General features: G+C 40.5%; 17 protein-coding genes and 1 pseudogene. 2 read left to right on the top strand and 16 right to left on the bottom strand.

From position 1 onward, the window contains the following. Positions 1-18: 18 nt before the first annotated feature. On the top strand, positions 19-204 hold the full coding sequence (locus M1G01_RS09680) for a hypothetical protein (RefSeq protein WP_009013804.1): 186 nt from the start codon (positions 19-21) through the stop codon (positions 202-204). 286 nt (positions 205-490) lie between these two features. On the opposite strand, the gene M1G01_RS09020 is transcribed toward M1G01_RS09680, so the two are convergent. From M1G01_RS09020 to M1G01_RS08945, 16 genes are all read right to left on the bottom strand, one after another. After that, entirely contained in the window at positions 491-703 is a 213-nt protein-coding gene (locus M1G01_RS09020; protein WP_000710706.1) for a hypothetical protein, read from the bottom strand. Between the two features lie 66 nt (positions 704-769). Further along, positions 770-961: a hypothetical protein gene (locus tag M1G01_RS09015; RefSeq protein ID WP_000177340.1), complete on the bottom strand. Its 192-nt coding sequence runs from the start codon at positions 959-961 to the stop codon at positions 770-772. After that, on the bottom strand, positions 962-1,249 hold the full coding sequence (locus M1G01_RS09010; RefSeq protein ID WP_000542381.1) for a hypothetical protein: 288 nt from the start codon (positions 1,247-1,249) through the stop codon (positions 962-964). A gap of 113 nt (positions 1,250-1,362) precedes the next feature. Continuing rightward, positions 1,363-1,590 carry a hypothetical protein gene (locus M1G01_RS09005; protein ID WP_009013763.1) on the bottom strand — a complete coding sequence of 76 codons (228 nt, stop codon included), beginning with the start codon at positions 1,588-1,590 and terminating at the stop codon, positions 1,363-1,365. Between the two features lie 72 nt (positions 1,591-1,662). Next, positions 1,663-1,878: a hypothetical protein gene (locus M1G01_RS09000; protein WP_000043341.1), complete on the bottom strand. Its 216-nt coding sequence runs from the start codon at positions 1,876-1,878 to the stop codon at positions 1,663-1,665. A gap of 75 nt (positions 1,879-1,953) precedes the next feature. Continuing rightward, positions 1,954-2,136 carry a hypothetical protein gene (locus tag M1G01_RS08995; protein ID WP_000780387.1) on the bottom strand — a complete coding sequence of 61 codons (183 nt, stop codon included), beginning with the start codon at positions 2,134-2,136 and terminating at the stop codon, positions 1,954-1,956. Between the two features lie 617 nt (positions 2,137-2,753). Beyond that, positions 2,754-3,365 (bottom strand): 30S ribosomal protein S4, encoded by a 612-nt coding sequence (rpsD, locus tag M1G01_RS08990; RefSeq protein ID WP_000092756.1) that lies wholly within the window; start codon positions 3,363-3,365, stop codon positions 2,754-2,756. Between the two features lie 201 nt (positions 3,366-3,566). After that, a complete protein-coding gene (locus M1G01_RS08985; RefSeq protein ID WP_000769387.1) occupies positions 3,567-4,601 on the bottom strand; it encodes a sensor histidine kinase in 1,035 nt (344 codons plus the stop codon). Next, entirely contained in the window at positions 4,598-5,296 is a 699-nt protein-coding gene (locus M1G01_RS08980; RefSeq protein ID WP_033583600.1) for a response regulator transcription factor, read from the bottom strand. The genes M1G01_RS08985 and M1G01_RS08980 overlap by 4 nt, the downstream gene beginning before the upstream one ends. 80 nt (positions 5,297-5,376) lie before the next feature. Then, a complete protein-coding gene (locus M1G01_RS08975; RefSeq protein ID WP_247931657.1) occupies positions 5,377-7,464 on the bottom strand; it encodes an SSURE domain-containing protein in 2,088 nt (695 codons plus the stop codon). 156 nt (positions 7,465-7,620) lie between these two features. Further along, complete coding sequence (locus M1G01_RS08970; RefSeq protein ID WP_001283887.1) at positions 7,621-8,286, bottom strand: potassium channel family protein; 666 nt, start codon at positions 8,284-8,286, stop codon at positions 7,621-7,623. Between the two features lie 13 nt (positions 8,287-8,299). Beyond that, the gene (locus tag M1G01_RS08965) at positions 8,300-9,679 is read right to left on the bottom strand and encodes a TrkH family potassium uptake protein (RefSeq protein WP_000897923.1); all 1,380 of its coding nucleotides are present in this window, start codon (positions 9,677-9,679) and stop codon (positions 8,300-8,302) included. 33 nt (positions 9,680-9,712) lie between these two features. Beyond that, a complete protein-coding gene (locus M1G01_RS08960) occupies positions 9,713-10,477 on the bottom strand; it encodes a nucleoside phosphorylase (RefSeq protein ID WP_000615016.1) in 765 nt (254 codons plus the stop codon). Positions 10,478-10,761: 284 nt separating this feature from the next. Next, on the bottom strand, positions 10,762-11,385 hold the full coding sequence (locus M1G01_RS08955) for a TetR/AcrR family transcriptional regulator (RefSeq protein WP_000361929.1): 624 nt from the start codon (positions 11,383-11,385) through the stop codon (positions 10,762-10,764). Between the two features lie 39 nt (positions 11,386-11,424). Then, positions 11,425-12,507, bottom strand: a complete 1,083-nt coding sequence (locus M1G01_RS08950) for an ABC transporter permease (RefSeq protein WP_247931656.1) — start codon at positions 12,505-12,507, stop codon at positions 11,425-11,427. A 1-nt stretch (position 12,508) separates the two neighbouring features. Continuing rightward, positions 12,509-13,225, bottom strand: coding sequence for an ABC transporter ATP-binding protein (locus M1G01_RS08945; RefSeq protein WP_000854376.1), 717 nt, complete (start codon positions 13,223-13,225; stop codon positions 12,509-12,511). A gap of 230 nt (positions 13,226-13,455) precedes the next feature. Between M1G01_RS08945 and M1G01_RS09700 the strand changes: the two are divergent. After that, a pseudogene (locus M1G01_RS09700) lies at positions 13,456-13,590 on the top strand (low temperature requirement protein A); the annotation flags it as partial. Between the last annotated feature and the right edge of the window lie 25 nt (positions 13,591-13,615).

Genomic DNA, 13,615 nt, shown 5'->3' with positions numbered 1-13,615 from the left:
ATTCAAATATATTTTTGAATGTATTTTAACATTAAACTTTGTAGATGTCAACTTCAGCTCCATCAAAATATAGATAAGAAGGTAGTGTCCCAAACATTAAAAAGCCCTGCCATCGAAATGATAGCAGGGCTTAACTTCAATATCCAGATGATATATTTATCTAAAAAAGGTAGAGTAAAAGGTAGAGTTTTTATTGATTTGTAGTGCGATATAATGAGTTTCCAAAAATCAAAAATCGCTTAAAATCAATATTTTGACATCTATTGACGTGTACTGAAACCCTTACTTAACCTCTGTAAGGATATAATTACGGTACCAGTATATCATAAATAATAACAAAATCTTGACTTTCCGAAAAATAAGTATTTTCCGGAAAAATATCGAAATTAAATCAAAACTAAAAATATCTCATACATTTGAACTGCACCCCAAAAGTTAGACAGAAAAAATCTAACTTTTGGGGTGCAGTTCATCAAAGGTGCTTTTCATTTTAAAAAACTTGTGGAAAAACTTCATCCCATATATCTACTAAGCTTTTCCCGTCAAATACTTTAGCTTCCATAGCTTCATCAATTGTATCAAACTGCTGACCTTCATAATCATAACCAACTACACATATACTCGATAAAAAGCAAGCACCTCGGCTATTATAATTAAATTCAAGATCTTTGTCTAAATATTTTTTAATTTCATCCTTTTTCATATAGGACCATCCCAACTAAAACAATCTCAACAAACAAGATTTTTTCCTTAGATTCTATTCCCACTACTAGCTTTCTATGATGCTGACGATTTCATCTTCAAAATATTCATAAAGAGTTCCATCAACATCTACCAGCAAGGAGTCAATCTCCTCGTCATTGTCAGAGGCGTCACAATAGTCTTCTACAAATCCTCTAACTACCGCGCCATTTTTTAACGTGATAATTACATCTGTACGGTTAAATTTCCAGAGTGTCATTTAAATATTCCTTTCAATATTGGCTAATTGCTTTGCTTTTTCGTAGTAAGGTGTTAAGAAATCGATAAAACCTTGTTTGTCGCTTGGATCATGTTCCTCTAAAAATATCATCAACTCAAAGTCATTGAGAGCGTCAAACATTTCAGAGTTTTCATTATCCCAAGCCTCGGAAAATTCCGCATCTTCTCCAAAAAGAGCGTTAAACGTAAAGGAAAAATCCCAAAAATTATCAATCTGACCACTGACTGTTTGCTGGAGCATGTCTAATACTTGTTGACTATAACCCATTACCCTTCCCCTCCTAATAAGAACGTTGTAGCATATTGAGCTACGTTCCAAAAATTTAACAGACAAAATCTAATTTTTGGGGTGCAGTTCATTCATCAAAGATGATTTTTATTTTAATAATACTGCACTTCAATTCCATCCATAATTTCTACTAAAGTGTTATCGTCAATTTTTAGAGAAATCAGATCAATGAATGATGATACCTGGTATTCCTTATCTCCAATCACCACTACAATATCATGAACAGAATTAGGAAAAATCCCACATACTTGACCATTATAATCAAAAGAGGCATCCCAACCATTGTCATATAACTCTTGTAAATCATCTAATATTGCCATATAAACTAAATCCTTTTCCATAGTGTTTTCTTTCAAATAAGGCAGGTAAAAGCACCTAGATTGTTCTAAGTCCTATGAGATTGTTTTAATCGAGACAATCTCACTCTCAAAGAGAGAAATTTCAGTAGCTTCATCTGGACTAGGATTAGCAATGAGAATAGTGATTTCATCTTGCTCATCATTGTCCATTTCGTCAACAAAGTCTATGACACGTCCCTTGATTATCTTATCGCAATTAGTGACTATCTGAACCCTTGATCGAAGATACTTCCAAAGCTGTTTACTCATTTATTTTCCTCTCTGCTATTTTTTCGATAGTTCTTATACTTTTTATAGTTAGTCGATAAAATCGCCTAGGTTGAACTAAGCACTAATAATTTTGATTTTCTTGATAATATCTTCAGGATATGAGCGATCACCTATAACTATTTCGTCAGGACCATCTAAATCATAACCGTCAAACCAATCAACCACCCTACCCTTGATGGAGGTCCCATCTTCTAAAATAAGGCGAACATTTTTATCAACATATTCCCATAATTTCATTAAGTTCCTTCTCTCTAACATCGGAACAATATGACCCAATATTAGTTATTTACTAATGGCTTTTAGTTCCTGTTAAAAGCATTATAGCACACCTTACTTGCTAAAGTACAACAAGCACCCCATTAGACTAACCTGCTACTTTGCTTTCTTGTAAAAATGTTGTATACTTAAGTAAATAAAGGAAGTAATCTTGTTCCCCCCTGTCTACTATGTGGTCGGAATGATGGTTACTTCTTTTTTCCCCCTTACTATCTCAATAGCCTTGTATTTAAAAGTTTTTTAGGCTATAATTAAATTAACGAATAGAGGTTTTCCATCTCCCCTTGAAACAGATCTTTCTGCGGTAGGAGGTGGGACGCCTCTATTTGTTTTTTAAGTCAAAATGATGTAAAATTAATTCAAGAAAGAAGTGTGGTTTTCCCGCCTAAAAGCTCTATAGCTGTGGGAGGGTCACGCTTCTTTTTACCTCTCAAAAGAGAACGCAAAAAAAGCCGTCTCATTCTTTGAAGCAGCAATGAAATCAATCTAGCAAATATCTAAGCAAACCCAGAAATCAACCTTTTAAGACAAAGCAAAAAGCCCACTGTTGTAGGCTTTCTGTAAGATATTTCTTAAAATTAAAGCATCTTGTTGTAGAATTCAACGACAAGTGCTTCGTTGATTTCTGGGTTGATTTCGTCGCGTTCTGGCAAGCGAGTCAATGAACCTTCCAATTTTTCAGCATCGAATGATACGAATGCTGGACGTCCAAGAGTAGCTTCTACTGCTTCAAGGATTGCTGGAACTTTCAATGATTTTTCACGAACTGAGATTACTTGACCTGGAGTTACACGGTATGATGGGATATCAACGCGTTTTCCGTCAACAAGGATGTGACCGTGGTTTACGAATTGACGAGCTTGACGACGAGTAGTCGCAAGGCCAAGACGGTAAACAACGTTATCCAAACGACGTTCCAAAAGAAGCATGAAGTTGAAACCTAGGATTCCGCCTTTGATTTTTGTAGCTTGTACGAACAAGTTACGGAATTGTTTTTCACCTACACCGTAAGTGAAACGAAGTTTTTGTTTTTCAGCCAATTGCAAACCGTATTCTGACAATTTAGAACGGTTGTTTGGTCCGTGTTGTCCTGGTACGTAGTTACGACGTGCCAATTCTTTACCTGTACCTGTAAGTGAAAGGCCAAGGCGACGAGCTTGTTTCCAAGATGGTCCTGTATAACGTGACATATGTATGTCCTCCTGATATAAATAATATTTGGCGGAAATAGTCACTTAGAAAGCCCTGATTCGTGCAGATGCCCTTCGCCTAAACAGCCAAGGTTACTTGTCATAAGACACCTGTTGACGAGCTTCATGCTTTCCTGCTGCTATTTCACACAAAGGCTATTATACCATGAAAAGCTAGATATGTAAAGGGATTTTACAGCTTTATTTCAAATTGAGGCTGAATGTAAATTTGCTTCCTAAGCCATATTGACTTTCTGCTGTGATTTCGCCACCAAGCTGATGGGCTAGTTCGCGTGCAATCGCAAGTCCTAATCCATGTCCACCTGTCTTCATATTGCGCGAAGTTTCTACACGATAAAGTCGTTTAAAGATCTTTTCCAAATCCTCAGGAAGGATTCCCTGACCCTCGTCTTTCACACTGATTCTCAGCTCTTGTTCTGTTAATTGGGCAAGAACCTCGATTCTGGTTCCTGGTTCTGAATATTTAAAGGCATTGTTTAACAAATTGACCAGAATGCGAGAAAGTTTGTCAGAATGGCTCTTGATTTTCGCCGACTCAGGTGATACTTGAATGTAAACATCTCGCTCCTCTTGTTCAATCTGGAGTTGAAATTCACTCATTGACTCAATCAACAGCTGATCTAAAAAGACCTCTTCGACTTCTTCATCAGCAGTATCTTGAGGTTGGGTGTTAAGAGTCAGAACATCCAATTCCTCCACTAGCTTGTTTAGACGCTCGGTTTGCCGACCAATCGTGGCTAAGTAGTGGAGTCGCTCCTCTTCCTTAATCACTCCATCTAGAATTCCCTCCACAGTAACCTGAATGGAGGTAATGGGAGTTTTAATATCGTGAGAGAGCTGCGCAATCATCATTCTCTTTTCTTGCTCGCTCTCATCAAGTGATTGAAAGGTGGCTTGCAAATTGTGGGACATGTCATTAAAAGCCTGGCCCAGCTCTTGAAATTCTAATGGTCCCTTGGTTTCAATTTCTGTGCTGAAATCCTTGCTTGCTATATCCTGAGCTTGTTTTTTCAAATGTTTCAGAGAAGAGAACACTGGCGACAAAAGAAAGATGCTCACTGCAGCGCCAATGAAACTAGCAATCAAGGTCATTCCAACGAGAAAGTAAACTTCACTTTTCTCGATCAACATCCGTTGGACTGCCCAGAAAACGACCAAAATCGTTAGTAGAGTCGACACTAGATACCCCACTAAAATATAGTTTTTTAATTTCATGTTCTACCTCTTGGTCTTTCCATCTTATAACCCAAACCCCAGACAGTTTTGATAGCAGGAGCATTTGAATTCGTATACTTGGTCAACTCTTGCCTCAAAGCATGGATATGAACATTGAGTGTATTGGTATCATCCACATAGTCCTCTTGCCATACCTTCTCGTAAAGTTCCGTCTTTGAAAAGACTCTCTCGGGATTGCTGGCTAATATCCATAGAAGTTCAAAGGATTTTACTGTCAATTCCAAAGGTTGCTCCCCAATGCGAACCTCATGAGTCACATGGTTGATCACTAAGTCACCAAACTCGATCTGTTCTGTCTCTCCTCCACGGCTAAGGCGACGCAAGATATTATTCACTCTTAAAACCAATTCGCGTGGGCTAAAGGGTTTGACTATAAAATCATCTGCCCCCAAACTTAATCCATAAATCTTATCCTGTTCGCTTGTCTTAGCAGTTGTAAAGAGGAAGGGTTGATCCGGAGCGATATACTGAACTTCACTGATAAAATCATACCCGTCCATATTGGGCATCATGATATCTGTGATAATGAGGTCGATAGATTTTTTTCTGAAAAGCTCTAATCCCTCCTTGCCATCATGGGCGACCAAAACGTCGTAACCCGCCTGTATAAGATAGCGGTGTTGAATATCTAGAATATCTATTTCATCATCAACCAGCAAAATTGTCTTTTTCATCTGACACTCCTTCGATAAAAACAGTGTTATACTTGCTTTAGTATAACACTATTTTCTCTAATGTTTAATTGATTTGAATCTTAATCTTCTCGTTTGGTTGTCAAACCCAAAAGTCCAACAAGACCTGCCAAGGCTAGACCAAAGATACCAAGGCCAGCTGTAGCTGTTTTAGCTTCCCCAGTATTTGGTAGCATCGCTTTATCATCTTTTTCCATCATATTAGCCATTGGGCTAGAAGCTGGTTGATCGACCTTCATATCTGACATATGGTGATTTGTACCCATCATACCCTCAGTCGTACCTGTAGAGCCTGTTTCAGAAGGCTTCGTATTCATCTGACCTTGTTGAGATGGTATTGTCGCCATTTCTTTTCCACGAAGTTGAATCGTTACTTGACGAGTAGCAATCAGATTGGTCAAATCAGGTTTGCCATCTTTAGATCCATAGACTTTAATAGTAGCTAGATATGTATGGGTTCCGTTAGCTCGAAGTTGATCCAGCAAGGCCTGACCATCTTTGCCAACCGTATTGCCATTCAAATCCACTTCGTAGAAATATTGACCTTTAGCCAAGCCTTCAAGTGGCAATAGGGCAGGATTTTTAGCTGTTCCATTGTCTGACCATGGAGCTTTGTCTGAGGCTTTTAACAAGAGGCGAGTCAACATACCATCTCCACCAAAAGCTTCGTATGGAATAACTTGGTTGACACCGGCCAAGAATGGACCCGGAACATTTGCTTTTTCAAGGTAGCTAGCTGGAACATCAATCATGTCTTTGACATTGTTAACAACAGAGTCTTTAACCTGATTTGGGGTGGTCAAACCATTCAAGTTGACATCCAAATCTTTAGTTGCTACGAGGTTAGTTAAGTCAGGCTTGCCGTCTTTTGCACCGTACACTTTGATGGTAGCTTTATAGCTTTGTGTACCATTTTGTTTCAAAAGGTCAAGCAGCTCTTTGTCAGATTTGCCTTGGGTTCCAGCCAAGTCTACTTCATAGAAGTAAAGACCTTTGCCCAATTTCTCTACTGGTGGGAGAGCGGGATTTTTAGCTGTTCCATTGTCTGACCATGGAGCCTTATCAGAAGCTTTCAAGATCAGGCGAGTCAACATGCCGTCTCCAGCGAAAAATTCATATGGAATGACTTGGTTGACACCGGCTGTGAAGGGACCAGGGAAGTTAGCTCTATCCAAGTAAGAAGCTGGGACATCTACTGTATCTTTGGTGTTGTCGGCCACACCTTTTTGCACTTCAGCTGGAGTGGTCAAACCATTCAAGTTGACATCCAAATCTTTAGTCGCTACCAGATTAGTTAAGTCAGGTTTGCCATCTTTCGCACCGTACACTTTGATGGTAGCTTTATAGCTATGTGTGCCGTTTTGTTTCAACAAGTCAAGCAGCTCTTTATCAGATTTACCTTGGGTGCCGGCCAAGTCTACTTCGTAGAAGTAAAGGCCTTTGCCCAATCTCTCTACTGGTGGGAGAGCAGGATTTTTAGCTGTTCCGTTGTCGGACCATGGAGCCTTATCAGATGCTTTCAAGATAAGGCGAGTCAACATGCCGTCACCAGCGAAGAATTCGTATGGAATGACTTGATTGACACCAGCTGTAAATGGTCCTGGGAAATTGGCTTTGTCAAGGTAACTAGCTGGGACATCTACTGTGTCTTTGGTGTTGTCGGCCACACCCTTTTGCACTTCAGCTGGGGTGGTCGCTGGTTGCGCTTCACTGACTTCACGGTCTTGTCCAGAAACTGTAGACGCAGGACTTTCCACAGGTTTAACTGCATCTTCTGTTTGTTTCTTAGAGTCAGGTTGTGCTTGCACTTCTTCTTTTGGCACTACTGCAGGCTCTTTAGCAGTTGCGTCCGCTTTTTCTGAAGAGCTTGTGGTATCCACACTTGCTTTAGGTGTTGGAATAGACTGTTCTGAAGGAAGAGCTACATCGACTGCTTTTTTGAGAACCTCTGCTGGTAAGTCGCTCTTTTCACTCACCGAAGCAGCGTCTGGCACGACTTGGGCAGGAGTCGGATTGACGACATCAGCACGCGCAGAACTTGGTTGACCAACTAGGACAAAGAAGCCACTAGCCACAACAACTGAAGCAACGCCTACACTGAGACGGCGAATAGACCAACGAGTATATCTCTGATTTGGATTGAATTTCATAGGATTCTCCTTAGAGTTTTCTTTTTTTGATGACTCTAGTATAATCTCCTAAAATTAAAAAGGATTAAGAAAAAGTTAAAATTTTTCTTAAATCCCTCTTATAAAATACTTATATTGACTCGTTAATTATTAGGAAAGAGAGTAGCCTTTCCTCTCCTACTCACTCAGTTCAGCTAGAGTGTCCAAATGTTGGTTATTAATGACTGCCATGATGTAGGCATCTGCCTGCAAGAGGTCATTGGGTCCGAATTGGACATCCAGAGGAGCATTTTCGTAGGAACGAAAACCAAGTACATTGAGGTTGTATCGCCCACGTAAATCCAACTGACTGAGGCTTTTACCTACCCATGATTGGGGGATTTTCATCTCGACAATCGATACATTCTTGTCCAGCTGAAAGACGTCTACGCTGTTATGAAAGAGGATGGTCTGTGCTAATGAGCGCCCCATTTCAAACTCTGGTGAGATGACTGCGTCTGCACCAATTTTTTCCAACACCTTTTTAGCCGTATGGCTTTTGACCTTGGCAATAACGGTCGGCACTCCTAAACTCTTGCAGTGCATGACCGCAAGAACACTGGACTCCAGATTTTCACCTGTTGCGACGACTACGGTATCACAGGTGTCAATCCCCGCTGATAGAAGGAGTTCTTCATCCGTGATATCTCCAACTACTCCACGCGCCAACACTGATTCAAATTGATTAATGCGTTCCTCGTGGTCATCAATAGCAATGATATTCATGTCATGCTTGGCTAGGGCAGCCAAAACACTGCTCCCAAAAATTCCCAAGCCTAAAATTCCAATTGTCCGATCTGACATCGTTTTTCCTTTCTTATCCGATAGTGATATCTGCCTTCATATAGTGAATCGTATCTTTCTTGTCTGGCTGGTATTCCGCTACACTGACCAGTAGTGTCAAGGGACCAATACGGCCGATAAACATCAACAACATAACGATACTGAGGGCTAACTTACCTAACTCTGGTGTTAAATTTGCCGTCACCCCAACTGTTGCAAGGGCTGAAATGGTCTCAAACATGAGGTAGATAAAGCGCGGATTTCCCTCTGCTGTTATCCCTAGTAGGATCAAGCCCAGCAAGAATGTTAGCAAGAAGATAATAAAGACACTGAAAGACTTTTGTACGGTTCGGGGTTCAATGGTCCTCCGAGCCACATTAGCATGAGGCAAGCCCAATAGTTCACTGCGAGCAAAGACCAACAAGACAAAGAAGGTCGTAATCTTGAGCCCGCCTGCTGTCCCTCCAGGTGCCCCGCCCAGAAACATCTGCAAGATGTAGATCAGTAAGGTAACTGGTCTAGCCTGGGTGTAGTCAATGGAAGCAAAGCCTGCCGTTCTCATACTGACTGTCTGGAAGAAACTAACCAGCAGTTTCTCTGGAGCGCTGAGATTTCCAATCGTCCCAGGATTATTCCACTCAATTAAGAGAGTCGATACTGTTCCAAAGAGCAGAATTCCCGCCGTTAAAAAGAGAACCAGCTTGGTATGGAAACGCAGGCGGCGTTTTTTCTTCTTCCCAAACTGGGTCGCTAGGTCAAACCAGACCATAAATCCTAGACCACCAGTGATAATCAAGCCTGCAATCACTAGATTGATCAAGGGATCCGTTTGAAAGGCTACCAAACTCGTACTTCCAAAATTATCAAATCCAGCATTACAGAAAGCTGAAACAGCCAAAAAGATAGAGGTTAGAATCCCTCGCCCCCAGCCAAATTCGGGGATAAAGCGAAAACTCAAGAGAAAGGCACCAATTCCTTCCACCAAAAAAGTCGTCAGAAAGATTGAGCGGATGAAGTCCTTTAGAGACTGGGTTTCTCCATAACTGAAACTTTCTTGAATAGTCTCACGACCACGAAGGCTGAGCTTTTGCTTGCCTTGGATATAAAAGATTCCGATAAAGGTCATGAGCCCCAAACCACCAATCTGGATCAAAATCATACAGATCAACTGGCCCCAGATATTATAAGTCGAAGCCACTGGCAGAGTGAAAAGCCCTGTCACACAGACCATGGACACGGTCGTAAAGAGATGGTCAAAGTAGGTCGCTTGTGACGTTTCTGCTTGCACAAAGGGGAGACTTAAAAGGAGAGAACCCAAGAAGATTACTAGGGCAAAACTTAAAAAGATGCGACGGGCTGGCGACAAGCGTCCCAGTATCGTCTTGATTTTTTCCAAAAAAGATTTGAATAACATAACTACATTCTACCATAAAAACAGTCAGAACACTCACATGTGGTGCACAATGGCAAGACAGAGTTCGAGTGCCTTATCAAAAGCTTCTGAGCCCCAGTCACGACTGTCGTAGTTGTCCAGATCCGCTAAGGAATCTGCAGTAAAGAGCAATTCTCCCCAGACAACACCACGTAGCTGAGCCACTGCCGCAAGAGCCGAGCACTCCATTTCCACAACAGCGCAGCCTTCTTCCTTGCGATAGGCAACCTTTTCAGCCGTCTCTCGGTAAAAACCATCTGTCGTCCAGGTCATAACTTCCTCATAAGGAATGCCTCTTTGCTCCAAAACTTGCTCAATGGCAGAGACAGCCTCAATCTGCATCTCCATATAACGAGAAGGCGCTACATAATGGTAGCTGGTCCCCTCATCTCGCAGAGCGCGAACAGGGACGAGAAAGGCATTTTCCTCTATATCGGCTAGGACGCCACAGGTTCCAGTGGAAATGATTTGCTCCACACCATAGCCAATCAACCAATCCATAAACTGGGCAGCTGGGGCAGAACCCACGGGCGCCTGGGTTAGACAAATCGTCTCACCCTTGTAGTTGATGACATAGACTGGATAAGCCTTGGTGGCAGAAACGAACTCACCAACACAGTCCGCTCCTGCTTCCTGAGCGTAGCGGTCAATCTCTTCCTCCAAAAATGCATAGATGCACTTTTTTGGCAACTTTAAGTCCAATCCCTCATGTGTTGGCATAAGGACCGCCTGGGGATTGTCATCAAACTCCAAAATGGGAATCGCATGTTTCTGAATCATAGCCCACCTCCTCTAATTTTGTACTATTGTATCAAAAGCTGACGAAGTGTCAAGGAGTTGTCTTTAGCAAGCCAGAAAACTCCTCTTCCATACATTTAAGAAATCGTTGCTCTGCTGGAGAGGTCGGTTTCTGTTTTAGTAAAGTGATTGAGAACTATCACCAAAATAGCAAATTCAACAATAAAAAAGCACGAATCTGCATCAGGCAATATATACCCTTTTATATTATCTTGTGCAAGAAGCCAAACCAATAGAATCTAGCCTCCATTTTGTCTAGGCCTACTCTATTTCCACAAAGCACCCAAAATCTGTTTTTCTAATAAGTCTAGGTCCTCTTCCTTTATTTCTCCGTTGTCGCTAACGATATAAAGTTGAGCGAAGTAAGCCAACAATGGACCAACACAAATACGAACCATTTGAGGAATCGTTATCTCTGGATTTACACGTGGATCTGCTAGCAATTCCTTATGAAGCACTCGAAGTTTATCTTGAATAGCATTCCAGATAAAAATCTGTTCATTTTTTAGTTTCTTATTTGAAAAACTCTCCTGCAGAATGATTTTCATCAAAGCACGATTTTTTTTGAGATAGCTCATACGATCGTGGACGAGATAACGAACCCTCTCTTCTGTCGTTTCAAAAGCTAAGAGTTCCTCAAAAAAACTACCGAAAATGCTTGGGACTACAGGATGTAAAATAGCCGTCAGTAGATCATCCTTCGTCTTAAAATACTTAAACAAAGTTGCCTGGCTTAGTCCAGCACGCTCAGCTATGTGAAGAGTTGAGGTCCCATGGTAACTCCTAGTTGATATGAGATCCACTGCTGCCTGCATGATTTTTTTCTTTCCTTGAGGGTAATTCGCTTCTTCTAAGTAATCTTCAAACGATTCAAAAACAGTCTTATCCATCTAATCTTCACACCTTTTTAGCATTATTTATGTTGATTTCTAAACTTTACGATAACGACGTAATCCAACAATATTGAGAATTGTTAAAATGATCAAGAAAATCATTAAAACACCAAGATTTGGCAAAATATCACCAAGATTGTGCCCGTAAAGAATAATCTGGCTTATTGCATCACCAGAATAGGTTAATGGCAAAAATTTCCCCACAGTTAGAGCCCATTCTCCCATGGATGACAATGGAATAATTCCTGAGAAAAAAAGTTGGGGCATAATCACGAGAGGAATAAATTGCATCATTTGGAATTCTGATTTTGCTAGAGTAGACAAGAGAATTCCAAAAGCTAGTGCTACAAGAGCCAGTACCACATTAACTATTATAACATTTAAAATACTTCCTACAACTTCTACATCTAGTAGCCAAATTGCTGCTAAGACGACAACTGCCGTTTGAAAAATCGCAATAATACCGTAAGACAACATATAGCCATAGACGATTTCAGATCGTTTCACTGGTGTTGCTAACAAACGTTCTAGTGTTCCACTGGTGCGCTCTTTCAAAAGTGCCATACCTGAAATCAAAAAGACAAAGAAGAAAACTACAAAACCTATCAAAACCGGAATCATACTGGTAAAGAAGCTTGTATTTTCATCTCCATACTGGTAAGACTCCTTGATTTCTGGTGTTTTTGCGTCCGAGTCCAATTGTGGAAGAGCTTGTTTAACACGAGATAGTAACTGATCGGTGCCTTCACTGGCGATACTCGTTCGTAACACTTGTCGTATCATAGAGGTCTTGGAGGCATCTGTATTTGCGTAGTCGACCTGATACTCACCGTCTTTATAAGAAATCACAGCATCGACTTTTTCATTTGCTAGCGCTTCTTTGGCTTGATCTAAGTCTTGATAAGTCTCGACGTCCACATGATCGAGCTCATCCATTTTCGTTACCAAACCAGTTGGTAGATCCTGTGTTGCTAACTTGACATTCACGGTTGTACTAGCTGAAAACATGAGGTTCATCAACCACATGATAAAAACAGGTGCTATAAACATCAGGGCTAGAGTTCGTTTGTCACGAAGTAATTCTTTGATGACTTTTTTTGCAATCGCTATTGTTCTCATTTTACTCACCTTCTGCTTTTAAAAATACTTCTTCAATACTTGAAACTTGATAACTTTCTTTTAAGTGTTGCGGTGTATCAAAAGCAATGATTTTTCCGCCTAATAATAAGCCGACCTTATCCGTCAACTCTGCTTCATCCATAACATGGGTAGTAACTAATATCCCAACCCCATTGTCTCTAAGCGCGAATAATTCTTTCCAGATTTTCTTTCGAAGAGAAGGGTCGATTCCAACTGTCGGTTCGTCCAAAATCAAGAGTTGAGGATTTCCTAACAGCGCGATAGCAAGAGACAAACGCCGTTTCATTCCTCCAGAATAACCAGATACCGCCTTGTTTAAGTAGTCTGTCAGATCTACTACTTGAGCTATATAAGCAATTTCCGCCTTCAGGTCTTTTTTAGAAAGCCCCTTTAGCTGACCAAAAAATTCCAGATTTTCTTGGCCTGACAAGGTCTCGTATAAAGCATCTGATTGTGCCATATAGCCAATATCTCCTAAAATATAGCGATTGGGCATTGTGTGATTTAACACTAAAGCTACGCCTCCATCAGCCTTTTCCATTCCTAACGTAGTCTTAATCATAGTTGATTTACCAGCACCAGACGGACCAATTAATCCTATAATTTCTCCTGGCTGCAATTCAAAGCTGACATGATTCAGAACTATTTGATGGTCAAAAGATTTTACTAAATCTTGTAAATGTAGTAATGTTTTCATTTACTTCCTCCTTGGTGAGTGGGTACTCACTTTTTAAACCACAGAAGCTATTATAGTGAGTAATCACTCACTTGTCAAGAGAAAGGCTTAAATTCTTTAAAAAAATAAAACACCAGATTCGTATCTGATGTTTATAATGCACATGTCTTATTTCTAAAAATGTTTTTGAACTTCCTTTCTATACTCCGAAATGGTCTTTCCTGCCCACTTTTTAAAGGCCTATTCTTCCTCTACTTTTCTCAGCCGATCCTACCATCGTCATTGCTATCGCAACTCTAATGACCTTGGCGATGGAAATTCATTTTACTCATTTTTATATGAAACAGACTAAGAAATTTTCAAGACCTAATTGGGAGTTGTTTTAGCTACAATCCATCTCTCAAACACAAA

The organism is Streptococcus oralis (assembly GCF_023110055.1).
Classification (GTDB): domain Bacteria; phylum Bacillota; class Bacilli; order Lactobacillales; family Streptococcaceae; genus Streptococcus; species Streptococcus oralis_BY.
This window is presented reverse-complemented; position numbering and strand designations above follow the sequence as displayed.